This window comes from Halobacteriovorax sp. YZS-3-1 (assembly GCF_047084945.1).
GTDB lineage: Bacteria > Bdellovibrionota > Bacteriovoracia > Bacteriovoracales > Bacteriovoracaceae > Halobacteriovorax_A > Halobacteriovorax_A vibrionivorans.
This window is the reverse complement of sequence record NZ_JBKIYI010000002.1, coordinates 25,128-47,425: the sequence shown is the minus strand read 5'-3', so window position 1 is coordinate 47,425 and position 22,298 is coordinate 25,128. Positions and strand designations below refer to the sequence as shown.

15 protein-coding genes are annotated in these 22,298 nt (G+C 33.9%); 5 read left to right on the top strand and 10 right to left on the bottom strand.

Annotated features, from left to right (window positions below; all coding sequences use genetic code 11):
* From ACMAZI_RS10130 to ACMAZI_RS10090, 9 genes are all read right to left on the bottom strand, one after another.
* Positions 1-753, bottom strand: coding sequence for an outer membrane lipoprotein-sorting protein (locus ACMAZI_RS10130; RefSeq protein ID WP_412474036.1), 753 nt, complete (start codon positions 751-753; stop codon positions 1-3).
* Positions 754-911: 158 nt separating this feature from the next.
* On the bottom strand, positions 912-2,810 hold the full coding sequence (locus ACMAZI_RS10125) for an AgmX/PglI C-terminal domain-containing protein (RefSeq protein ID WP_120404098.1): 1,899 nt from the start codon (positions 2,808-2,810) through the stop codon (positions 912-914).
* A 9-nt stretch (positions 2,811-2,819) separates the two neighbouring features.
* Positions 2,820-3,080, bottom strand: coding sequence for a hypothetical protein (locus tag ACMAZI_RS10120; RefSeq protein ID WP_115362193.1), 261 nt, complete (start codon positions 3,078-3,080; stop codon positions 2,820-2,822).
* A complete protein-coding gene (locus ACMAZI_RS10115; RefSeq protein ID WP_412474035.1) occupies positions 3,077-3,976 on the bottom strand; it encodes a hypothetical protein in 900 nt (299 codons plus the stop codon). Before ACMAZI_RS10115 ends, ACMAZI_RS10120 begins: the two co-directional genes overlap by 4 nt.
* A complete protein-coding gene (locus ACMAZI_RS10110; RefSeq protein WP_334678726.1) occupies positions 3,976-6,804 on the bottom strand; it encodes a tetratricopeptide repeat protein in 2,829 nt (942 codons plus the stop codon). Before ACMAZI_RS10110 ends, ACMAZI_RS10115 begins: the two co-directional genes overlap by 1 nt.
* Positions 6,804-8,195 carry a hypothetical protein gene (locus tag ACMAZI_RS10105; RefSeq protein ID WP_120404096.1) on the bottom strand — a complete coding sequence of 464 codons (1,392 nt, stop codon included), beginning with the start codon at positions 8,193-8,195 and terminating at the stop codon, positions 6,804-6,806. Before ACMAZI_RS10105 ends, ACMAZI_RS10110 begins: the two co-directional genes overlap by 1 nt.
* An 11-nt stretch (positions 8,196-8,206) precedes the next feature.
* Positions 8,207-8,920, bottom strand: coding sequence for an outer membrane beta-barrel domain-containing protein (locus ACMAZI_RS10100; protein ID WP_115362201.1), 714 nt, complete (start codon positions 8,918-8,920; stop codon positions 8,207-8,209).
* Between the two features lie 77 nt (positions 8,921-8,997).
* A complete protein-coding gene (locus ACMAZI_RS10095) occupies positions 8,998-12,201 on the bottom strand; it encodes a UvrD-helicase domain-containing protein (RefSeq protein ID WP_412474034.1) in 3,204 nt (1,067 codons plus the stop codon).
* A complete protein-coding gene (locus ACMAZI_RS10090; protein ID WP_412474033.1) occupies positions 12,201-14,507 on the bottom strand; it encodes a PD-(D/E)XK nuclease family protein in 2,307 nt (768 codons plus the stop codon). The genes ACMAZI_RS10095 and ACMAZI_RS10090 overlap by 1 nt, the downstream gene beginning before the upstream one ends.
* Positions 14,508-14,589: 82 nt before the next feature.
* Here ACMAZI_RS10090 and ACMAZI_RS10085 point away from each other — a divergent pair, with 82 nt between their 5' ends.
* Complete coding sequence (locus ACMAZI_RS10085) at positions 14,590-15,438, top strand: Hsp33 family molecular chaperone HslO (protein WP_115362207.1); 849 nt, start codon at positions 14,590-14,592, stop codon at positions 15,436-15,438.
* Positions 15,439-15,441: 3 nt separating this feature from the next.
* On the opposite strand, the gene ACMAZI_RS10080 is transcribed toward ACMAZI_RS10085, so the two are convergent.
* Entirely contained in the window at positions 15,442-16,284 is an 843-nt protein-coding gene (locus ACMAZI_RS10080; RefSeq protein ID WP_412474032.1) for a hypothetical protein, read from the bottom strand.
* 261 nt (positions 16,285-16,545) lie between these two features.
* On the opposite strand from ACMAZI_RS10080, the gene ACMAZI_RS10075 reads away from it, so the two are divergent.
* The 4 genes from ACMAZI_RS10075 to ACMAZI_RS10060 are packed head-to-tail and all read left to right on the top strand — an operon-like array spanning position 16,546 to position 22,288.
* Positions 16,546-18,576 (top strand): heterodisulfide reductase-related iron-sulfur binding cluster, encoded by a 2,031-nt coding sequence (locus ACMAZI_RS10075; protein WP_115362211.1) that lies wholly within the window; start codon positions 16,546-16,548, stop codon positions 18,574-18,576.
* Entirely contained in the window at positions 18,557-20,497 is a 1,941-nt protein-coding gene (locus ACMAZI_RS10070) for a hypothetical protein (RefSeq protein ID WP_115362213.1), read from the top strand. The genes ACMAZI_RS10075 and ACMAZI_RS10070 overlap by 20 nt, the downstream gene beginning before the upstream one ends.
* Positions 20,484-21,533 (top strand): hypothetical protein, encoded by a 1,050-nt coding sequence (locus tag ACMAZI_RS10065; RefSeq protein WP_412474031.1) that lies wholly within the window; start codon positions 20,484-20,486, stop codon positions 21,531-21,533. Before ACMAZI_RS10070 ends, ACMAZI_RS10065 begins: the two co-directional genes overlap by 14 nt.
* The gene (locus ACMAZI_RS10060; RefSeq protein WP_115362217.1) at positions 21,530-22,288 is read left to right on the top strand and encodes a hypothetical protein; all 759 of its coding nucleotides are present in this window, start codon (positions 21,530-21,532) and stop codon (positions 22,286-22,288) included. Before ACMAZI_RS10065 ends, ACMAZI_RS10060 begins: the two co-directional genes overlap by 4 nt.
* Positions 22,289-22,298 lie beyond the last annotated feature (10 nt).

Here is a 22,298-nt window from a genome sequence, read left to right as displayed (position 1 = left end):
TTACTTCAACTTCCTCTTAGTAAGATCGTTCTCATTTACTTTCTTACCAATAACTCTATTTTTCCATTTAAATATTGATTTCTTCTTATTATTTAAATTAACCATATCAATTTGGTTAGCTCGCCACATCTTTCTTTTTCCAACTGTGTAAGATTTAAACTCACTCATTGTCGAAGTCTTAATATGTTCATTTCTTTTGTTGTAGTACTCAGTTTTTACTGGCGCTAAATACTTCTTTGATACATGTAGAATAACTCTTAGATATGAACTCTTTCCCTTTGCTTTACGCTCTAGAGTCCAAGTATTCTTATCTTCACTTAAGAAATTATAATTATATTTTTCGATTGTTTGACCACCGATATCTTCGAATGAAAACTCAGATCCCATAAATGAGCTCCCCTTAGATCGAGAGTTGATTTTCTTTACTCTTCTTAGAGAAGGTAAGTATAACCACTGGTCATCATCTTTATCAGAACTCTTCCATGTCCAAGTTAAAAGCTTTGTCCCTTTTACATCTAATGGCTTTCTAAACTCCATAAGACTTTTATCAACGCCTTCAAATTCACCAGATGTACCAAGCATTTCTCTAACAATCTCAACGCCACTTGTATCAACTAAAATAAGCTCCATTGTCGATGTGTCACCGATATAACCTTTATTGGCCGCATCCATCTTCTTTGCAATCTCAAGACCTTTCTCATCTGCAAGAACTGCAAGAGAAAACATTATTAAGAAAAATTTAACAAATTTCATTATCCTACCTCATTATCGTTGGTCTATTTCCACAAGATACTATCATTCACATCACAATGATTGAATATTTAGTATTGATAATAGTAATGGATTCATTAAATAGCTGAAAATATGCCCCTTATTTACAACAAGGGGCATCATATATTGATTAAATATACTTAGTAAGAGCTTGGATTTAGGTTAAGAGGTACGTGAACAGCAACCTCAGCTCCACCTTTTGGTCTTGGAAATTGAATTGTTTTAAGGTGATTTGCAACACAATTCTTAACACTGCGTGGCACGGCCTTATCTGCTTTCGTCACCTTAGCTCTTGTAACATTCCCTGATGCACCAATGACAAAGTCCATAGCAAGAACACCTGAAATGGCCTTTTGCTGAACATCTAATTCCTTTTGGTAGCAGTAACGGAATTGAGGAACGTTCTCCATTAGAATTCTCATAATATCATTACGATCCATTGATCCAAGAATAACTTCACGGTAAGGGACACCAGCAATATAAACTTTCTTTTTATGAACTAGTCCATCTGTACCAAACGAAGAAGAAAGTTTTCCACGAGTCTTACTACTTAGCGAGCCAACCTCTGCTTTAACATCAGCCTTTTGAACTTGGGCCGACTCACCCGTTGAAAGAGCATTGCTATCATCTTTAAAACTTTCAGTCGTACCAGCATCAGCAAAAGAACTTAGTGATCCGCCCTTTGCCATCAAAGAGTTCATTGAAGATGTGAAAGACGGTGACTTATACACATCGACTTTTCCTCTACTCTTTCTGTTATTAGAAAGCTTCTTAACTTTAGAGGCCTTCTTAGTTGTTCGAGAAGGTTTACCTGCTTTTTTATTGGACTTTCTCACAACCTTTTTATCATTTGTTGGTCCCTTCTTAGGAGCAGCTTTTTTTGGAGTAGAATTTGAAGCCTTAGCAGTTCGGTCCCCCCTACTCTTTGAAGGCTTCTGCTCTTTAGGAGTATTTGAAACCTCTTGCTTAACTGGTGCCTTCTTTTGTACTTTCTTTGGTGTTTCCTTCTTAATGACATTTTTCTTTTTAGTCACTCTAAGCTGTTTTGGCTTATATAAGATTTTTGCAATTCTTTCAGGAACTTTCTCTTTCTCAATCTCTTTATCGACTTGGAAGTTAAGCATTCCCCCCATAAAAACAGCGAATACTAGTACACAAAAAATCAGGTACTTTCTTAATTCCTTATCTCTTCTAAAGATTGGTGCCGATTTTACAATTGGAGGTGCTTCAGTACCTCTGATAAATACTTTTAAATTATCTTTTTCAAAAATATGAATATCATCACGACGTAATGAATTTTTAGCATTTTTATTATTTAAAAATGTACGATGTTCAAATCCAGGAATTCTTCCTACAGCAACATCATTTTTCTTTATATCTAATAGCTCAACTTTATCTTTTTTTCCTAAATATGGAAATTCAATATCATTGCCACGTGGGTTCATTCCAACGAGATTATACTTTCCGTCTTTATGTGGAATATAATCGAGTCCAACAATCTTTCCATTAAAAAGAATAATTACTTCAGCAGCTTCTTTATCGACACTGTATTTAAAGATTGGATAAATCTCATCTGGTTCTTCAAAAATATACTCAGAGAACTTAACATTATCATCCATACTTAAAGGATAATTTACTTGGTAATCACTATCCTTTTGATTCTTTTGAATGACTTCATCGTTAAACTTAGGTTGTTTCGGTAAGTTTCTAACAACTTCTTGTGGATGTATTAATTGCTGAGGAGGTAGTTCACTACTTTCACCAAAGGTAAAAGAGTAATTACCAATTGTAATAGTCTCTCCCCCTCTAAGTTCACACGTTACGACTTCTTCATTATTTATTTTGACGGGATTCTTTGTCGACATACTATATATTGATGTCTTATCTTGTGCGAATTCAATAAGACAATGAATATCATCTATTCCTGCCCCTCTCATTCTTACATCACAAGAGTCACTTGCCCCTAGGATAATTCTATTCTTACGAGGTAGACGTATATCCTTTTTACCTTTTAAATAAAATGATCTTCCTTGATCCACGAGGTCTCCCTATCTAATTCGATCTAATCCCTTCATCATTTCAAGATGAAAATTAGGTTTCGATGGTAGTTTATTTTTAAATTGTCTAAGATAACGACTTGAAACAGTGATTTCGCCAGGAGCACCCAGCTCACCATCGACACTAATTTCATCTAAATTAAATTTCTCAAACTTCTTGTACTTATAAATAACTTTATCGTTTACAGACTTTTGACCAAACGATGCTTGTGACAACAAGATAAATAAGGCCGTTGTTATAATTCTTTTCATATTGTTAACCCTTTAATCTGCTGAAAGATTGTTTTATCTTTTGCATTTAAATCCATATCTTCGATATCTTCTCTTACCCTCTTAGCGTGTTCGCTTTTAAGTTGTTTTAGAGAATAATATAAAGCGATTTTAAGACTTGGAATTTCAAAGTAATCAGAATTCATTTCTTTTAAAATCGTATAAGCAAACTTAGGTTTCCCATCAAACAAATAAGAATAAACCAGCGAATTTATCACATCGCGATCTTTTTTATTAACGCGATATAAGTTCTTAAGCATTGCTGTTGATTTACTATAAAGCCCATACTTGATGTATATATTTGAAAGATTAAACATTGCTGTCTTATTGTTTCTCTTAATTAAAAGAACTTGTTTAAAAGCTGCAATGGCCTTGCGATCTTTACCTTCATCAACTGAGATAACACCAATATTATTAATAGCTGGAATATACTTACTATTTAAAGCGACAGCTTTATTAAAATATACCTTCGCTAATCTCTTATTACCTGTTTTATAAGAGCAAATCCCCTGCTGATTCCAATATGCAGGATTCTTCTTATTTTTTTCATAAAGAGAGTCAAGCTTCGCAAGACCTTCTTTTGTATTTCCAAGATAACAAAGTCCAACTAGGCCTGTTTTCTTCTCATCAATGCTTTCTAATCTTTCCTTAGACACCTTATCTAAAGATTCATCCTCTAAAACATCATCAACTAGATCATTAATAAGATGATAATCGGCATCAGCATTATAACGAACTTGCTTCTTCGGTTTAAAATCTTCATTTGATAGGTTTTCAATTTGCTCAGCTTCTTCGCCACCTAATTTCTGTACAGTCTTTCCACCAGAGGCGCATGATGCCAAAAGTAATATCAAAAGAGAAATATTAAAAAATTTCATTACTGATTCCCCCTCTTATCCATTAAGACAGCACCTGTCATCGATGGAAGGCTTAACCCCTGTCGAGAAAGTGTTCCAAAGTTTACTGTTAGAACATCATTCTTATTAATCAAAGAATCTAGTTCTCTTTTTAATTGTCTTGATTTTGAAGCTAGGTTTGCTGATACATTTTGCATACTTCCCTTAAAAGAGTTTACATATTCCTGAGACTTCCCAGTCGGTGTAAAAGTAGCGACATCTTTTGAGAACTTATCATATGAACTAATAAGTAATGAGTAACTCTTAACCATCGCTTCACCAGAGCCCATGGCCACAATCTTTGTTACTTGATTTTGGATACTTTCAAGACGTGCAAACTTGCCTTTCATAGTGTTATTGAATTTATTCTCAGGAAAGCTTAACTCAATTGCATTAAAGCTATTAACAGCTCTTTCTACATCTGCAACTTCAGCGAGGGCAACTTCATCGATCGTCTCAATTGCAAGTTTTTTCTTATTTTTAACCCTACGATAAATATAATTAAGCTCATTGTTGTAACGAGAGCTATTACCTTGTTCACGAGATAACTTTGCTAACTTTCCAACATATTCAGACTTACGATATAGATTTTTTGTATATGCTGACAATCTTTCACGATAAATCTTATCTGCATTAGTAATTTGTTTAAAGTCTATATAGTAGTCAAAGATTTGTTCATAAGAAGCTAGCATCGTTGAATTATTAAATCGACATTTTGATTGTTGATCAACAAATGCTACGGCCTTGGAATCATTACGAGTTGCTAGTCCCATAACGATATAGTTCTTTAGAAGTTTTTCTTTATTCTTATTATTGATACCACATGTCTTACCGAGTAACTTTTGTGTTAATGACATTCCATCAGCAACTCTCTGTCTCAAAAATAGTTCACTTATAATACTATTAAAAGATTCATAGAATTTTACTAATTCAGTAGTGGTCATTTCCTCAATTGCTCGATCCAACCATTTAGCAGTTAAGCCGACATTTCCTGACTCATAAAAAAGAACGGCAATATTATAAGCAGCGTTTCTCTTAGCATCTGCGGTACTTTCTGGATCTTTATAAATGAAAAGATATCCCTTTAACGCAGTGATCTTATCACCACTTTTATTGGCCTTTTGAATATCTGAAAATTGTGCAACAAGAATAATCTTATTTAGATGATTTACAAATCCTCTCTTTAAAGGAATTCCCTGACCTTTTAGCTCCCCAACAAAGGACATAAGTCCCTTTTTATTTTTTTGGGTTTTATACATGTCTACAATACGGCCAATCATTGCTTCATTTTTAGATATATTTCTTGGATTCTCTTTTGCATACACAAAGAATGTCTGTTTTGCTTTTTCAACATCTTTCTTTTCATCTACGTAGAAAGAAAATAGTTTTTCTACTGCTTTATTCTTTTTCGATTTAGATTCTTCTGTTTTGATATAGTTTGTGAAGATTGTTTCAAAATACTTATTACGTGTTGATTTAGAAATCTTACGATCATTTAGGACAATCATCATCCCCGCTAGAGATCTTTTATAATAAGTTGAACCTGGTTGAGCAGTAGATAAGACTTTATCATACATATAAAGTGCCTCAGGATATTCATTAGCTGCATAATATGACTCACCAGCAAAAAAGAGTGCTCTTTCACTTAGCTTAGGATCAATTTGTTGTGAAATAAAATATAACTCAGCAGCTGTTTTACCCTTAGACTTCATTACCTTGGGACGCTTCTTATTATGAGACATCTCTAATTCTTTTTGGAGTTGTGCCGCTCTTTTCGTAACAAAATATAGTGCTTCTTTCTTTTGTTCTGCATTTAATGGCGACTTTGTTATCGCTCTTGCATATCTAAGGAAATATGAATTATTCCCATATTTATCGTAAATCATTAATAGCTGAACTAATGACATTGCTTTATACTTTGGATTTTTGCCATTGAATGCTCTTCCAAACATATCTGCAGCTTGAGAATATTTTTGTTTTCCTATCAGGATCATTCCCATGTCATAGAAGTTTTTCTCGGCATCTGTATTTTGATTCTGATAAAACTTCAGGGCCTTATTTGTTTTACCGCTTTCTGCGTAGAAATAACCGACATCACGTGATGCCATATCTTGTTTATCTATATATTTAGGACTTTTAGAAAGTTCAAAAACCTGCTCCATTTGCTTTACCGCAGTATTTTTTCGCCCTACCCTAAAGTTTGACCATGCAAGGTTATAAAGATACTTCGTATACCATTTATCGTCTCTAATTTTACCAATTGCTGTATTGTAATACTGTCTAGATTTATTAAAATCACCTTCACGATAGTAAATATCACCTAGAGCAAGTCGAGACTTAGTTTCGATGAAGTCACCTTTGGGAGCTGATCTTACTGATTTTACAAATAACGACTTTGCATCTTCCATGTTTACATTCTCTAATTCATTATAAGCAAGAATGTAGTAGATATGAGAGCGGGCCCTTCTGTTAGGTTTTTTCTTTAAAATAGAAATACCTATTCCACGAGCTTTCTTATAGTATGAGTCAGAAACAGAAAAAAACTTTTTTCTATCGATTTGATTCTTTTGTTTTGGAGTTAGTTTAAAAAAGTTTTCATTTTCTTGTTCACGAATGATACGACCTTTTTCAAGGTTTAGTTCGGCCATTCTAAGATCTAAAGTATTATCCCTCTTTGTATAACGCTTCATTCTACTAATTTCTTTAAGTTCCATATCGATAACAGAGACGATACGGTCCCTTTTTGGACTTAATTTAATTCCATAGGAACTGAAGCTTATAAGAGATGCTAGTAATAATACTTTAATCATTATTGACACTCCGATCGAAGAGCAAATACATAGTCACCCATTTCATCGGCCCAAAACTCACCGTTAAATGACCAAAAGTATTGCTTCGAATTTCTTTTTAAATATTTAATATCGCCACGTGCACCTGTATCAGCAATCCCACTATACAACTTAGCCTTTCTTGCATTTAAAGCTTCAAGCCTTAAATAACTTAGACCAATGAATGACTTTTCAAGTTGTGCTGAAACTAACTTAAATGTTCTCTTAGTATATGAACCAATAAGTTTTTGTTGAAGCATCAGAGAGTCTTTAAGGTTTATAGCAAGAATCTTTCTAAGACGACGATTACGTACTTTTTTGATATTTGATATTTCTCTTAAGCCAGCTTTATAACTTTGAAAAAGCTGTATAAATGCTGGGTCTTTAGAAACATTTCTAAGAACTTTATTTGTTAAAGGATCATAGTATTTCTTTCCATCAACAAATGAATTAATAAAGTTAAAATACCATTCAAGAGAATGCTTACGGGCAATCATCTTATCAATGACTTGTTTAGATTTATCAAACTCCGCATAGTGATCATCAATAATCTTAGACATATCATCGTATAAACAAAGTTTAAAATAACTCAAAGCCTTTAAAACATTAATTTCTGGATTAACTATATAGTTAAGTACCGGTGCTTTATATGTAACTAACTTACCAAGCGTTCTATTGTAGTCACCCTTGTAATAACTATTCCAAGCCTCCTCAATTAGAAGCTCAGGCCAAATATATGATCTCTTATCGACATCAATGAATGATAATTCTGCATCATCTAACTTTTTCTGCTCATATTTAACACGAGCAATACCTGCTAAACAATAGTCATGATTTATTTGTAATTGTCTGGCCCTCACCTCATCATCACTTGAAGTGGACATATCAACACATCTTTCAAAAGCTGAAATAGCGGCGCGGAAACCTCGTTGCATTGTAAACGCCATCCCTTCAAGGTGAAGAGAGAATGCTTTTACAGGATGCCCTGCTGGAATCGTTCCATTTAATGTTTGTAGAGCCTCTTTATACTTTCTTCTCTTTAATAGTTTTTTTGCAAGTAAGTACTTTAAAGTCGGAGAATCAATCTTGCTAAGATATTGCTCAGGTAAAAGAACAAATTGTCTATCACCTACTTTAGAGACAACCTTTTCAAAAAGTCTTTCAAAGTCTTTATTAGTACGTCCCTTATATGTAACCAAGTACTCTTTCACATATGGAACAGCAGTATGATACATTTCCTTTTCGATTAGGAGTTTAATAATATGGGGATATCGTGCGATGCGATTTCGAGATTTGGTTAAGTCTGTCCAAATAGACTCGAGAGCAAAGACTTGCCCCATGAGTAAAAATGCAATGATCGATTTCTTTAACACAACAGCTTCCCTTAAATATCAAATTGAACAGAAAAAGTTAGATCAATATTTGAATATAGTTGATCTGACTCTGATCCCGCTTCTCTAGCAGGTGCCGCTTGATATAAGATTCCGTTAATATCTGCTCTAACACTCCAAGAAGTGTTTACATAAAACTTAGATGAAACATTCCACATTAATCCAGTATGCGACTCATCAACCGTTAGGCCAGGGTTTGGTGAACCAGCTCTAACTTCAGGACCATTATTTGTTTCGTTCAGTTTTGCAAAACCAAGACCGAAGATCCAATCAACATAGACAATAGAGTTAAATGTATTAATTTTTGAATAAAATGGTGACCACAGGGCCATCGCACCGATGTAATCATTTACAATGCGACGAAATGGAATAGACCCACTTCCTCCTCCATTACTATTACGTACTGAAGCGGCCGTATCATTTTCTTCACCTGAGTTAGAAGCGTAAATAAACTCTGCCCCCCACTCTTCATGAAAGAAATAACCAGCTCTTAATTGTAGAGATGTAGAATCAACGAAAGCACCTGATAGTGTTTTCCCAAAACCTCCACTAACGTAGAAACGATTTACTTTTTTAAATTTACGATTTTGTAAAACATAAATTTCTTTATCTTTATCAAGCCATGAAAAATTATAAAGATCCGTTTCTGCCGCGAAAGTTTTCATCGTTAGAAAAGTTAAAAATAATACAAAGATCATCCTAATCATTTTAGCGTCCTGCCTTTCAAATAGTTGGATTTACAGAGATTATTTTAACATAAGATGTTAAGTACTAATTAAGTCGCTTATTGGTGGCATAAATTTCCATACAAACAAGATGAACAGTGCTTAATTCTTTTTCCGACCAAATCACTTAGTGTTCTCCACACTTCGAAGAGATCATTTTCAACATTACTGATTTCAATTTTCTCTTCAATAATTCTCTTCTCATCAAGGGCCAAAACTTTAAGATTTATAGTACTTGCCATATTTTCATTGATTAATTTCAGACCAAAAGCATAGGTTTTTAACTGGAAGAAATATGATCTCAGCTTATCCTCATCAATTAGACCTGACTTAAAATCCCAGATCTCCACTACTTGATTATTTTGATAGACTAAAGCATCTATAATCCCAGTTATCATCTGGCCAAAGAAAGAAAACTTAATTTGATGCTCACTTAGAATCTTTTCATGGGCCGATTTTTGAATATATTCATTTACCCACTCCACAATCTCTTGTTCCTGAGGACTGTTAAATTTTAAGTCCTTGCCCTTAATTAAATTTTCAACAAGAAAATGCAGACGATTTCCACGGTCGACATCAGAAACACCGAATGCAGAAGGAGTTTCAATTTCATTCTCTTTTGTGAATTCTTTAAAGTCTTCATCTAATTTCAATACTTGGTTTAAGTAAAACTTTCGTGAGCACAAGGCCAGTTCAGATAACTTTGTAACTGATAATTCTGATATTAGTCCTAGCTTTGTAGTTGATTCAACATTTTTAATTCCAAGTGCATCCATGAAATAGATTGGTGGACGATTTGACGAGCTAACTTCATATGCAACTGAAAAGTCATCACATTCTACTTCGTTTAGACGATGAGTCCGAAGAGGTACAATCCAGCTATTATCTGAATGCTTTACTTCCTTCCCATTTACACTGATATCAAAATACTCAATATTTTCAACGGCCCGAGTACAGGCAACATAGAATAGTCGTTTTGATTCTGAAAACTCTTTTTGCTTTTTGATTAGTTTTTCTAGAATTAAATTAGGAGACGAGTTTAACTTCTTTGTATGTATATCAGCTCCCCAAGACAAGGCCCCAGGAAGTGAACCAAACTTTGATGTATCAACAACAGTACGTCCATTAGTATGAATACCACCTAATATAATTGTATCAAATTCAAGACCCTTTGAAGCGTGAGTCGTCATAATTCTTACATTCGCATTAGATAGATATGAAAAGCTTGCACTATAAGAGTCCTTCTCAAGAGACTTCAAGATTTTATAAATTTGATCAATATCTCCTTTAGCGCCGCCGATAATTCCATTTATCTTTTCTGAATTATTCTTATATGTAGAACTCGATAGTCCCAGGTCAAATACAAAAGACCAAAATGCATACTCCACATTACTATTCTTGTACGTACCCTTCATCTTAGCGAGATCTTCAATTGTAAACTCTCGATACTCGTCGTAGTAATGTCGACATACTCCATTAATTATAAAATTATAATAACGAGCAATGGCCTGCAACCTCTTTGAATCCGCCCCTTCTTTATCTGCTTCAATCAAGAAATTAATAAAAGCCTTAAAGATAATTACCAACGGATCTTCACCATATGGAATTTTAACCTGAGCAACAAACGGTATTTTCTTACTCATTAAATTTGAAATCAATTGCTTTGACGGGGCCAGAGTACGATAAAGAATACAAATTTGTTCTTGTGGATTTTCCTTGAACTTCTTTTCAATTAATTCAGCAATTGAGCTGGCTTCAATATCGTCATATACAGTAGAGGTAAGTCTTCCTTCGACCTCCATTTCAAGATCAACAATATGCCCTTTGACACTACCTAGAGCGGACTCTTTCACATCGGCTGGAAAGTTTTGATAATCGACCTTTACACTATATTGATCGTGCCCTTGGTATTTTTCACCCAAACCAAAGATGGTATCAAAGAATTGGTTATTAAATTTAACAACTGCTTCTTCTGATCGATAGTTATTAGACATATAGAGATTTTGAGGAATCAGTTTTTCTGTTTGATTAAAGACGGCAATCTCACCTCCACGAAAACCGTAGATGGCCTGCTTCCTGTCACCAACACACATAAGCTTTTTAAAATTATCACCTATTGCATGACGTATTATTTGGAATTGTCCTGGTGAAGTATCTTGATACTCATCAACAATAATATAATCAAAATTTTCCTGACAGAGCCTTCTTGACTCTTCTGACTCCTCTAAAGATTTCAAAGTTAAATATTCAATATCTGAGAAGTCCATACCGGGGTAATTATAATAATGTTCCTGAATATAATTAAATAGTTCTTTATATAAGCTTAACCACTCACGATATATATTTTCATTAGCAAAAAATTGATCGAAGTTTTCACCTTCTTTTTCAACAAACTTTAGTAATTTATTTGCATCTTCAATTAACTCACCAACTTCAAGTGGTATCCCCTTGGATTTACGTGGCTTATTTGCCTTATAGACTTCGCAAAACTTTTTAATATTTTCCCAATCATACTTATTAGAAGAAAAGAATGACTCGCTTGCATTTAAATGCTTCCACCATGCTTTTTTTGCGTGTTCTTCTGAATAGGTATCACTCGAGTAATGACATTTAAAAATTTCGGAACATCCCAAAAGACCTAAAATATTCTCAAAGTATTCTTCTTCATTAAATTCAACATGATCAACATCAAGTGTTTGCCACTCATATCGTAACTCAGGACTAGCAAATACAAATTGCATCGAACTAGTAAGTGCATCAATATTTTTTAGAAATATTTCTATTTTTGGATTATTAAGATTTCGATTAAACCACTGCTTTGTAAGCTCTTCTATTTTTACATTTATTTTAAAGCGATCGACGATATCAAGATTAGCAGGTGCACCAAAGATATAGCCTCTCTTGATTAGTTTTAAACAGAAGCTATGGATCGTTGAAATACCTAAGGATTCGAGAGCCTCATCGATTATTTTCTTCTTATTTTTATCCTCAACATCGTTAAAGCGATCAAACATACGAGATTGAAGCTCACCAGCGGCTTCTTTTGTGAATGTCATAACGACTATTTTAGAAAGATAAGCTTTCAAGTATTGACCAATATCTGGAACCTGTTGTTCTTCCAAGGCCGTATACTTTTCCTCTATTAAATAAGCCAAGTGTTCGATAATTACTCGTGTTTTCCCTGATCCTGCACCAGCGTTTAGAAGAACACCACCATCATGCTTTACTGCTTTTTCTTGTTCTGCATTTAATTGAATGGCCATTATTGCATCTCTCCTTTTGCACAGACAGGATTAGCGACACAGAAAGTACATGTTTGATTACTCATTGGTCTTGCAGGCCAAGTCTCTACCGAGCCCATTTCTTTAATAATTTCTTTCATATGATCCTGGAATTCATCAAGATCAACTTCTTCGATCTGTTTAGACTTTGAATGAAACTCTCCAAAGAAAACTTCATCCCCAATAAAGAATGAGTCCTTCAAGTTTTCAAGACAGAGATATCCGCCACCTTTTAATGAATGTTCACGTGACCATGCTCTATAATATGCTATAAGCTGAATTTTTCGATAATCAACGATATCTGTTTTATTAGGTATTGAACCTCCAGATGTCTTAAAGTCATAAATATAAAAGTCATCTCCTTTTTTAATTAGAAGATCAATAAAACCTTTATACTCTTCATTAACTTTTGAAATATCTCTTTCAAAAATTAATTCGACATCTTTGTCTTTCTTTATTTCTAACAACTTTATAATAATAGACGAACAATATGATTCAATCGCAAGCCTTAAACTTTCAATATCAATTCTTTCTGGAAGTAGCGAGTTCTCAACAATAAAACGATTCAATGTGTTTTTAATTAACTCTCTCAATATAGATTCACTAAAGCTTTCATGCTTTTCAACATACGCTTCAATTACACTGTGATTAATTGTCCCAATATATCTTCTATCAATGAACGCCGAAGATGAAACATCAAGATCAACCCCTTGTGCATATTTCAAGTGCCACTTCTTTGGACAATCAATATAAGTTTGAATAAATGAAGGTGACAACTTCTCACCTACACTCGCTTTTTGCTGGGCCCTCTTTTCAAAGCTCAGTCTCTTACTTACTTCTAAATTATAATCGTTAAGATTTACGCCATCAAAAAGAGACTCTGCTATAGAGTTACCGTGGAGCAAACCTTCCTCAAGAATGAGCTTTCCACCACTTTGAATAAATTGTCTTATCAATGATCTCAAACTTGCAATATCTAAGGCCTTACTTTGAAGAGGACCAAAAGCACTAAAGATAACTAAGACATCATTTGAGAATCTTTGTGCTGTTGTTAAAGCTCCTAAGTCATCCTTTGAAATATAAAGATATTTATTTTCACAATCTTCTAAACTTAAAAGATTATCTCTTATTCCAATCGTTCCCGTGTCATCTTTAGTTAAATTAACAACAGATGTTCTTGGAAGATTTAGCCCTAATACTTCTTTAATTAACTTCAGATCTGAGCTTCTGAGTTCTTCGTTAATCGTCGCTTTTTCTGAGTAAGCCTTAATTTCATTTTTAAAAGACAGGATTGTTTTCAATTTAATAAAATTATCTTCATTGAAATTTAGAAGACTTAATTTAGTTAAAAACTTTTGAATATCATCACAACTTAAAACTCCACCATTGAGATTTAGTTGTTCTTGGATTTTTGAAGTAATTTGATCAACGCTACTAAAAAATAATGCAAAATCAGTTTTAAACCTTTTTTCAGGTATCAGTAACGAATTGACTTGAGATAGATCTAAGCTGTTTGAAAAACTAATTAATTGTTTGTCCTGCCTTATCAATTCACTAAAATACTCTGCACTTCGTCCAGATGGAATTGAAATATATTCGCAATCAATATTTTCAAAATCAATTTCCTTTTTCAACTGTTGCGTCTCTATCCAATTTGGCCAAAAGACTTTACCATCACATTGGTTGAAGACCTCCTTACTAATTGGAACATAGACCTCTGCTTTATTCCCCATCCCTTTCAGCATATCTATTTGATTTGCATTAAGGTGATCAAATCCAATGAAGATATACCCGATATTCTCTTCGGCCCTAAATTGCTCACTTACTAATTGATACGATTTTTGTTCATCTACTATATTGAAATTTTCAACATATGTATGAAATCTCATCAGCCCAGCAATACACTCCTTCTCCAGGGTCTCTAACTGACCTAATTCTTCAATAAGATTTTGACTTAGATCATAAGAGCGTACTTCAGTGAAGAGTTCGAAACTAAAATGAAATTTTTCGTAGTCATCATTTACAGCAGACTTCCAAAAAGTCCATAGGTCTACCATTAATTCAGATTTTGATAATTTTGTTTGAGATTCACTAAGTTCTAGGTGATCTGATAAGAATTTTGCAATTGTTATGGTTTCACAAGTGGAAGCGAGTCCGCGACGAATAAGAATATCTCGGTAGAGATCGGCCCTTTGTGGTGAAGGACAGATAATTTGCCAATTTTTAATGTTCTCATTGCTGGCCAGCAATTCATCGAATTGATTCTCGTATAAGTAGAGATTTAACACGTAACGTTACCTTTTTTTAAGCTTCCTAATGACACTTTACTCGAAAAACGATATATAAAGCGCATACAAGGAGAATTTTACTGTGATTAAAGAAAGTCGTCTATTCAACTTCATTAATAAAGAAAAAACATTTGCAATCTCTTTCTTAGAGGGGCAGAAGGTTATTCACGATCTTGCACTAATTCACGGTGTCAACCAGCAAGGCTTTGCATTTTTAAGAGATATTACTCTTTCAATTCTTCCAATGATCAACTTTCTTAAGCCACAGGAAAATATGGGGATCTTTTTAGATTCACAAGAACCATATTTTAGATTCAAACTTGAAATGAATCAGGCAGGCTTCTTTAGAACTCTAATTCTTCCAGAAGAGTTACCAGAGATGCCAAAAAAGATCTCAGGACACCTTAGAACTGCTAAGCAATTTCCTCATTCTAAATCTCCTTATACAAGTATCATTGAAGTTAAAAATAAAAATGTAAATGGAATCATTAATGACTTTTTTAAAAGATCATATCAAATGAATTCAGCAATTATTCTTAGTGAGGATAGTGACCAAGTTGCACTGATAACAAAACTTCCAGAAGTAAATGTCGATAAGGAAGAAGTTATTGAGTCTGTCAGCCTTGATCAATTTCTTGCTGAAAACAAAGAGTCTTTAGATACAATATTCAAAGAAGCACTTAATGAAGAAGGTCCAATTCAAGAGAAGTTTGAATCACTAGGTTATGATTACCTTACTTCAACTGAGATTAAATTTAAGTGCAGCTGTTCTCGTGATCGTATGGTAACAGGAGTGGCCAGTGTTGTAAGATCAAGTGGCTTTGACGATGTTTTCCACGAAGACCTATCGGTAGAAACAAAATGTGACTACTGTAAAACTGCATACCTTATTACAAAAGAAGAAGTTACAAACTTACTTAATCTACAATAGAGCTTAAAACGGTAATGTCGTTTCTTCTGAACGCCAGAAGAAGCGGCGATTTAAGTCAGACTCTAAATATAGTCCACAAAAATTTTCTGCCAAAGCGCCATCTGCCCAAACAGGGGACATTAACTGTGACTTTTTATTTGTAGCGATAGGAATACTTCTCCATTTTTTATTAATTCTTTTCCAATCAATGGCCTTTGGAGAAGCCGAACTAACGACAATTAAATAATCGTTTGTTTTACTAATTCTCTTTCTTACTTGGATAAGAAAGTTATTTAGATTAGACATATAAGAGGTAAACCCTTTCACATCTTGCTTATTCAAAATATTAAGTAATTCGTAATCAACAATATTAATGAAGCGACGATTCGAATCATTCATCGCAGTTAGGACATGATTAAATAAATCTGTTGTTGTAGAGAAGCACTTATCTCTTTTGCACGATTTATCGTAGTAAGTACTGCCTTTTTGATATTCTTTCTTTTGTTGAAAGTGAAAAGTTTCTTTATCACTTGCAACTTTTTCTTTGGCCCCTGAGACGAATAGTCGAGTATTTTTGTAGAAATTTGTATTACATTTATCAATTTCTTTAAATTTAGGAGTTTTGCCACGATAAATAACCGAAGAACTATAGCCAGATCCATTTAAAACATCCCAAATTGCTCTTCTCTGATATTTTTCACAACTATTACTTGGAAGTGAATATCCATTTAGCTGTGTTAAAAGCTGGTCGTCGATGTCTGGAGTTACAGTCATCATATTATAAGACCACATCTTTCCAAAACAAGAATACTTTTCAAGCTCTGTTTGAGCATTGAAATTTAAGTTCTTAAAGTGCAAGTAGCCCATGTGCTCTTCACTCAGGCCAGGTATCTGAATAAAAACTAAATTTGAGGGATAGTTATTGAAAGAATGATTTTTTAAATTAATGGTTTTTACTCTTGAACAAGAAAAAAATAAGCCGAAGAGTATTAATAATATTAAGTTTTTTTTATTGTACAACATAATTTCTGACTCTTTAAATAAGGATACTTATGGTATATTACCATATATATAAGATTGAAATTATTAAAAATGTTATTCACCTACAAAAAGTAAGCGAGGGAAGAAATGAATCAAACTCTTGATGCTGCTACGCGAGAAATATTTTGGAATATTCCATACTCGTTTAAGGTTGTCATGTACATCCTATTTTTTGCAGCGGTCTTTGTTATGTTCAAAGGGCTTTATGAAAAAGCCAAATTTATTACAGGTAAGAAAGGATTCGATGCTGTAAAAGGCTTAAAAGATCTTTTCCCTGAAAAGTTAAACTGGAGTTCGTTTTTCAAAACGATGCTTCTAACAGGAAAAGTGCCTCGTTTCTTAAATGTTGCAATCTTCCACGGCCTTATTTTCTGGGGATTTGTAATTCTCTGGATTGCTACTGACCTAGTTGCAATTCATGCCGATACACCTTTTAAAATCTATAAAGGTAATGTTTACATCGTAATCTCATTCCTCGCTGATATTGCAGGTCTAATGGTTCTTACCGGAATCGCTCTTGCATACAAAAGAAGATATATTGATAAGCCTGACTACTTAAAAGCGACTAAGCCAAAGCAAGAATTATTTATGTACAGTATGCTAATTGCTCTTGTCGTTCTTGGTTACTTAATTGAAGGTGTAAGAATCATGGGAACAGGTATGCCTGTTGGTGAAGCAACATGGTCTCCTGTTGGATGGTTCCTTGCTACATTATTCCAAGGCATTCCACTTTCAGAGAAAGCTTGGGCATATACTTATCGTGGAATGTGGATGGTTCACATGGCAAATACAATGCTATTTGTTGCTGCTTGTGGAACAACTAAATTTTCTCATATTTTTGTTCTACCATTTGCTGCCCTTGTTACACCAAAAAGACGCGGGGCCCTTCTTGATCCAATGGACTTTGAAGATGAAACAGCAGAAACATTTGGTTTAGGTAAACTTTCTGAGTTAACAATTAAAAACAAGCTTGATCTTCTAGCATGTGTTGAATGTGGGCGTTGTACACAAGTATGTCCGGCCAATATCGCAGAAAGACCACTAGATCCAAAAACAATTATCACAAAAGCACGTGATCTTGCTTTTGATACAGCAGCTAAAGGTGAAACTGATGCTGATTTCTGGGAAAACTCGACTTACTCAGCAATCGAGCTAGACTCTTGTACAACTTGTGGTGCCTGTATGGAAGAATGTCCTGCAAATATCGAGCACGTTGACATCATCATGGGTGCAAAGAGATATAAGACTCTTACACTTGGTGAAGTTCCAGCAGATGCTGCGACAGCTGTTCAAAAGGTTCAAATCAATGGAAACCCTTGGGGGATCTCACAAGATGATCGCTTTAAGTGGGCAGATGGACTTGATGTTCCTGTAATCGAAGCTGGAAAGAAAGTTGATTATTTATACTATGTTGGTTGTGCTGGTTCATACGATGCATCTAACCAAAAAGTAGTTCAAGATACTGTTAAACTCCTAAAGAAGGCAGGCGTAGACTTTGCTGTAATGGGGAAAACTGAAAAGTGTAATGGTGACCCAATCAGAAGAATTGGTGATGAATACTCTTTCTTTGAAATCGCAATTGAGAATATTGCCAACATGAATCAATATGACTTTGATAAGGTTGTAACTCACTGCCCTCACTGTCTTCATACTATTGGTAAAGAATACGCGAAATTTGATGATGGTGACTTCGATACAGTTCACCACACAGAACTTCTCGCAGACCTTCTACGCTCAGGAAAACTAAAGCCAGAGAAAAAAGTAGAAGAGAATCTTACTTTCCATGATCCTTGCTACCTTGGTCGCCATCACGGTGAATACAACGCACCAAGACAAATCCTTGAAGCAACAGGTGTTGAAATCAAGGAAATGGATAAGACTAAAGACACTGCTCTATGCTGCGGTATGGGTGGTGGAAACATGTGGTACGAAGTTGAGGAAGGAAATGATCCTGCCGTTAACAGACTTGCCCATGTTGGAGAGAAGAAAGTTGAGAAATTAGCTACGGCCTGCTCTTTCTGTATGATAAACTTTAAGGGTGGAATTAGCGAAAAGACAGGTACAGAAAACCTTGAGATTGAGGACGTTGCCTCAATTCTTGCAAAAACTATCGATTAAATTAATTATACTAGGCTCAGTACTAACTGGGCCTAGTCTATATGCTCAATCAAATACACCTCAAAAAACAAAAGCCAAATTAACATTACCAGAGAAAGGACTCCTTGAATCATTTGAGGAAAAGCTAAACCTGTATCGTCAGGACATAGGTCAAAAAATTTTAAATCCTTCTAATGAAGAGAAAATAAGACAAATCTTTAAAGATGAAGAAAGAATTGAATTATCAACACGCCAAATAAATACAATTCTTCTTTATTCACCAGACTATTACAAAGAATTGTATCGTATAAATAATTGTTCAATCTATACTCTATTAAAAAACCGACTTATCAACATTAACGGAACTCCCCTATTAAATGTGGAAGCTACGGTAACAGAAGGAGAGAAAAAGACAAAGGCAATTGTCCCAATTGATTCTTTCTTATCTCACTATTATAAAAGTAACTGTCGACTTTCTTTTAAACAAAGTCGTGTATTTGAAAAAGGACTCCTAGCAGATACTTTCAAAAAAATTACACCAAAGTTTCCAACTTCCAAAGGACAATGCCTAGATCAATATAATAATTTAAGTGCAAATATAAATGTCGATCATATTTGTAGTGCCCCCTATACAATTGACCTTGCCTCTAAACTTAGTCAAAATTTAACAGAAAATGATCTTTCAATTAGAGAAAGAAGTTATATAAACTCACTTAGAAGACAAGCAAAGACTTATACTGAAGAAATTAAGGAAAAAGATCTTCTATACTTTAGAAACTTCTGTTCTAACCTAAATCGAAAAGAAAAATTCTGTAATAATTATGCTCAGCAAGACTTTTGGGCATTAATAAGAAATAAACAAAGATCAAGAGATTATATTAAGCAAAGATGTCAGAACATCTTTAAGAAAGAAGACTTAAAAGATGTTGAATATATAAAATGCATAAAGCTATTAAGACAAAGACCTGAAGTATGTGAAACGAAAGGACCTAGAGAAGGAAGTGTTCTCTATCCAATGCCAGACTGTCAAAAAGTCTCTGAGACATTAATGGTTTCGAGATTAAAAAACAATTTTAATGATTGTCCAAAGTTCATAGGAAATCTTGCCATTGTAAATGGAGCAAGAGTGATAAAGCACTTTGCAACAAATGATATAAAAAGCAATGACTGTGTATTTCCAAGCTATGAAAAGATTTATGGGCTCTATCTTGAGTCAGATGAAGAAGATAAGTGGCCTCTAAAGATTTGTTATACTTCGATAAGTAAGGAGAAAAAATGTCTTCCTTATATTCCAGGTAACTCAAAAGAAAATTACAATGCTTTAAATATGGTTGTAGCTAATATGCTCTATCAAACCAAAACTGTATCAAATAGAATCAAGTGCCAAGAAGTTTCCAAAAAAGAATACAATCCCCTTCGCTTAAAATATAAAGCAGGATGTTGGATTGTTCCTGAAGAAGTAGCATGTCGTACTGTATCTTGTAAGTACAAAATCATGTTAGACAATAGAGCGATTAAAGAAATTTGGAGTGAAGGACAATTAACCTTTGATTATTTTAAAACAAAGTATAATTCAACTGATTCCTCAATTCATGATCGAATGATCAATCTTTTAAGACTAAAGGAACAGGAGATTAACTCTCTTTCTTCTCTTAAGTTCTTTTTAGATAAAAAGAAAAACGGAATAATTCACGGAATGGGCTGTGGTGAAGATCTTTATCCATCACATTACCAAAGCACTAAACTTGGAATCTGTACTCCTATGCCATTTATAATCGATGGCCATAAAGAGATTAACAACAATACCTACTTGAGTTTCAGAGGGGCAATTGACGATGTGAACTCCCCAAGACTTATGCTCTGGGCAAACGTCTTCACTGCATTATCACGTTATTCAACCCTATCACCTTTAAAAGCATGGGAGTTTTATGGCATTTACTAAAGCTCTTTTACTTATCTTGATACTATCGAATAGCTTAGTTATGGCCAGGACTAAACTCCTTGAGTTTTCAACAAGGCAAAACGTTCATAACTTAAAGCTCGACAGCCTTACAGGTGTGACATTTTATCTAAAGGGTAAGAACACTTTAGCTTATTCAGCAAAGAATAGAGCAAATGTTGTGATAGAAAAGAAGTCTAATAGCGAGTTTGATGTAATTAAAGTTAATGATGATCTTTATATTATCAGTGTGAAAGATAATCATTTTAAGAATTTTAGTTTCTTTCAAGATTCTGAGATATATTTTTATAATATAAAGTCCAACGAACTTAATTTTATCTCTAAAGGCTCATATCCTAAGTTCCATAAAAAAAGTGGCTATATTTCATTTACGAAAGAAGACAAAGATAAGCTCTTTATAGAAGTTATCAATACAAGAAACTATTTGGATCGCTTCCAAATCCCACTTAAAACAAGGGATCTTCTCTATCGTCCACAAACGATTATTTTTGATGACAGTCTCATCTACTTCACTGATAGAAATAAAGACTTTTACGAATATGTTTCAATCTATAACAACAGATCCAAAAAGCAGTTTTTATTACATGAATTTGATACGACAAATTCTAAACTAAGCCTAACAAGTGATAATGAAAAAATTTATATTCTTGAGACTGCCATATCAAATAAGTCATATGTACAACTCTCAAGCCTTGAGAAAGGCTCAATCGACTATACTAAAAAGACGCCACTCTTTAATACAACATACGGTCCAGCTTATAATCTTCAATATAATAGTGGTGAATTAAACTTTATTTTGACTTTAAAGAGTAAAAATTCAAATCTAATTAATCAAAGAGAGCTCGTCTCATTTGATCTTAAAGAAAAGAAACTTTTTAAAAGAACAGACCTAAATTATGTTTCGACATATACGATTCAAAATGAAAAAGTTCTTATTCCTTATAAAGATAAAATCTATCTACTAACAAATAAAGAAGGGAAATATTCAATAAACGAGGAGATTAAATCACAATTATGAAATTAATTATTTCGTTTCTATTTACTCTTTCAATTCTAGCATCTGCACCTAGCGAGAAGGAAATCAAATTTGCTTCTAATGTAAGTCCATATCTCAAAGACCTTATCTTAGAATTATATTTAAATAGTAAAATCACACAAGAAGAGGTCGTTATACTGGGAGAAAACCTTTTGGCCCCTATTGATAATGATTTTATTGAGCTTTCTATCATGGATACTGTTTTAAAAACAAAGACGACAAAAGAATACAAACATATAGATATTTCTCAAGGCCTTTTTAATGAACTGGAAAAAGAAGTGCTTAAGTTAAATCAAGAGATGTATTTTTCTAAAAGAATCGCAAAGAAAATTCTAAAAGACTTGGGGGAGCTACTAACTAACCAAACTCTTCGAGAATATAATGCTTATATAAAAAGTACTGATAGAAATAAAAAAGCTTCAAAAGAGCTTTCCCAATTCATGAATCGCATAAGCTATCTTCAGTTTTGGATTCAGACACTAAGGAAACCAGCTGCAACAAGAAAGCAAACATTACTTGATACAAACTTAGAAGTTTTTAATGTTGTTAACAGAAACCTTCAAGTAGCATCACGAACTGGTAATCAAAATACTAAAGGCCAGTATATTTCAATTAATGACATTGATCTTATTAAGGCACGCCGTGCAGTTGATAAACTCTTTTTTGACACAACTCCCCAGAAAGATCCTGACTATCAAGCACCTGAAGAACTCCCAGATCCCGTGGATTCTTGGTAGATCCCATCAA

Excerpts from the sequence above, each read along its gene's own strand:
- ACMAZI_RS10130 (WP_412474036.1), bottom strand. The coding sequence starts at position 753 with ATGAAATTTGTTAAATTTTTCTTAATAATGTTTTCTCTTGCAGTTCTT.
- ACMAZI_RS10120 (WP_115362193.1), bottom strand. The coding sequence starts at position 3,080 with ATGAAAAGAATTATAACAACGGCCTTATTTATCTTGTTGTCACAAGCA.
- ACMAZI_RS10060 (WP_115362217.1), top strand. The coding sequence starts at position 21,530 with ATGAAATTAATTATTTCGTTTCTATTTACTCTTTCAATTCTAGCATCT.
- ACMAZI_RS10095 (WP_412474034.1), bottom strand. The coding sequence starts at position 12,201 with ATGGCCATTCAATTAAATGCAGAACAAGAAAAAGCAGTAAAGCATGAT.
- ACMAZI_RS10075 (WP_115362211.1), top strand. The coding sequence starts at position 16,546 with ATGAATCAAACTCTTGATGCTGCTACGCGAGAAATATTTTGGAATATT.
- ACMAZI_RS10065 (WP_412474031.1), top strand. The coding sequence starts at position 20,484 with ATGGCATTTACTAAAGCTCTTTTACTTATCTTGATACTATCGAATAGC.
- ACMAZI_RS10100 (WP_115362201.1), bottom strand. The coding sequence starts at position 8,920 with ATGATTAGGATGATCTTTGTATTATTTTTAACTTTTCTAACGATGAAA.
- ACMAZI_RS10080 (WP_412474032.1), bottom strand. The coding sequence starts at position 16,284 with ATGGGCTACTTGCACTTTAAGAACTTAAATTTCAATGCTCAAACAGAG.
- ACMAZI_RS10110 (WP_334678726.1), bottom strand. The coding sequence starts at position 6,804 with ATGATTAAAGTATTATTACTAGCATCTCTTATAAGCTTCAGTTCCTAT.
- ACMAZI_RS10115 (WP_412474035.1), bottom strand. The coding sequence starts at position 3,976 with ATGAAATTTTTTAATATTTCTCTTTTGATATTACTTTTGGCATCATGC.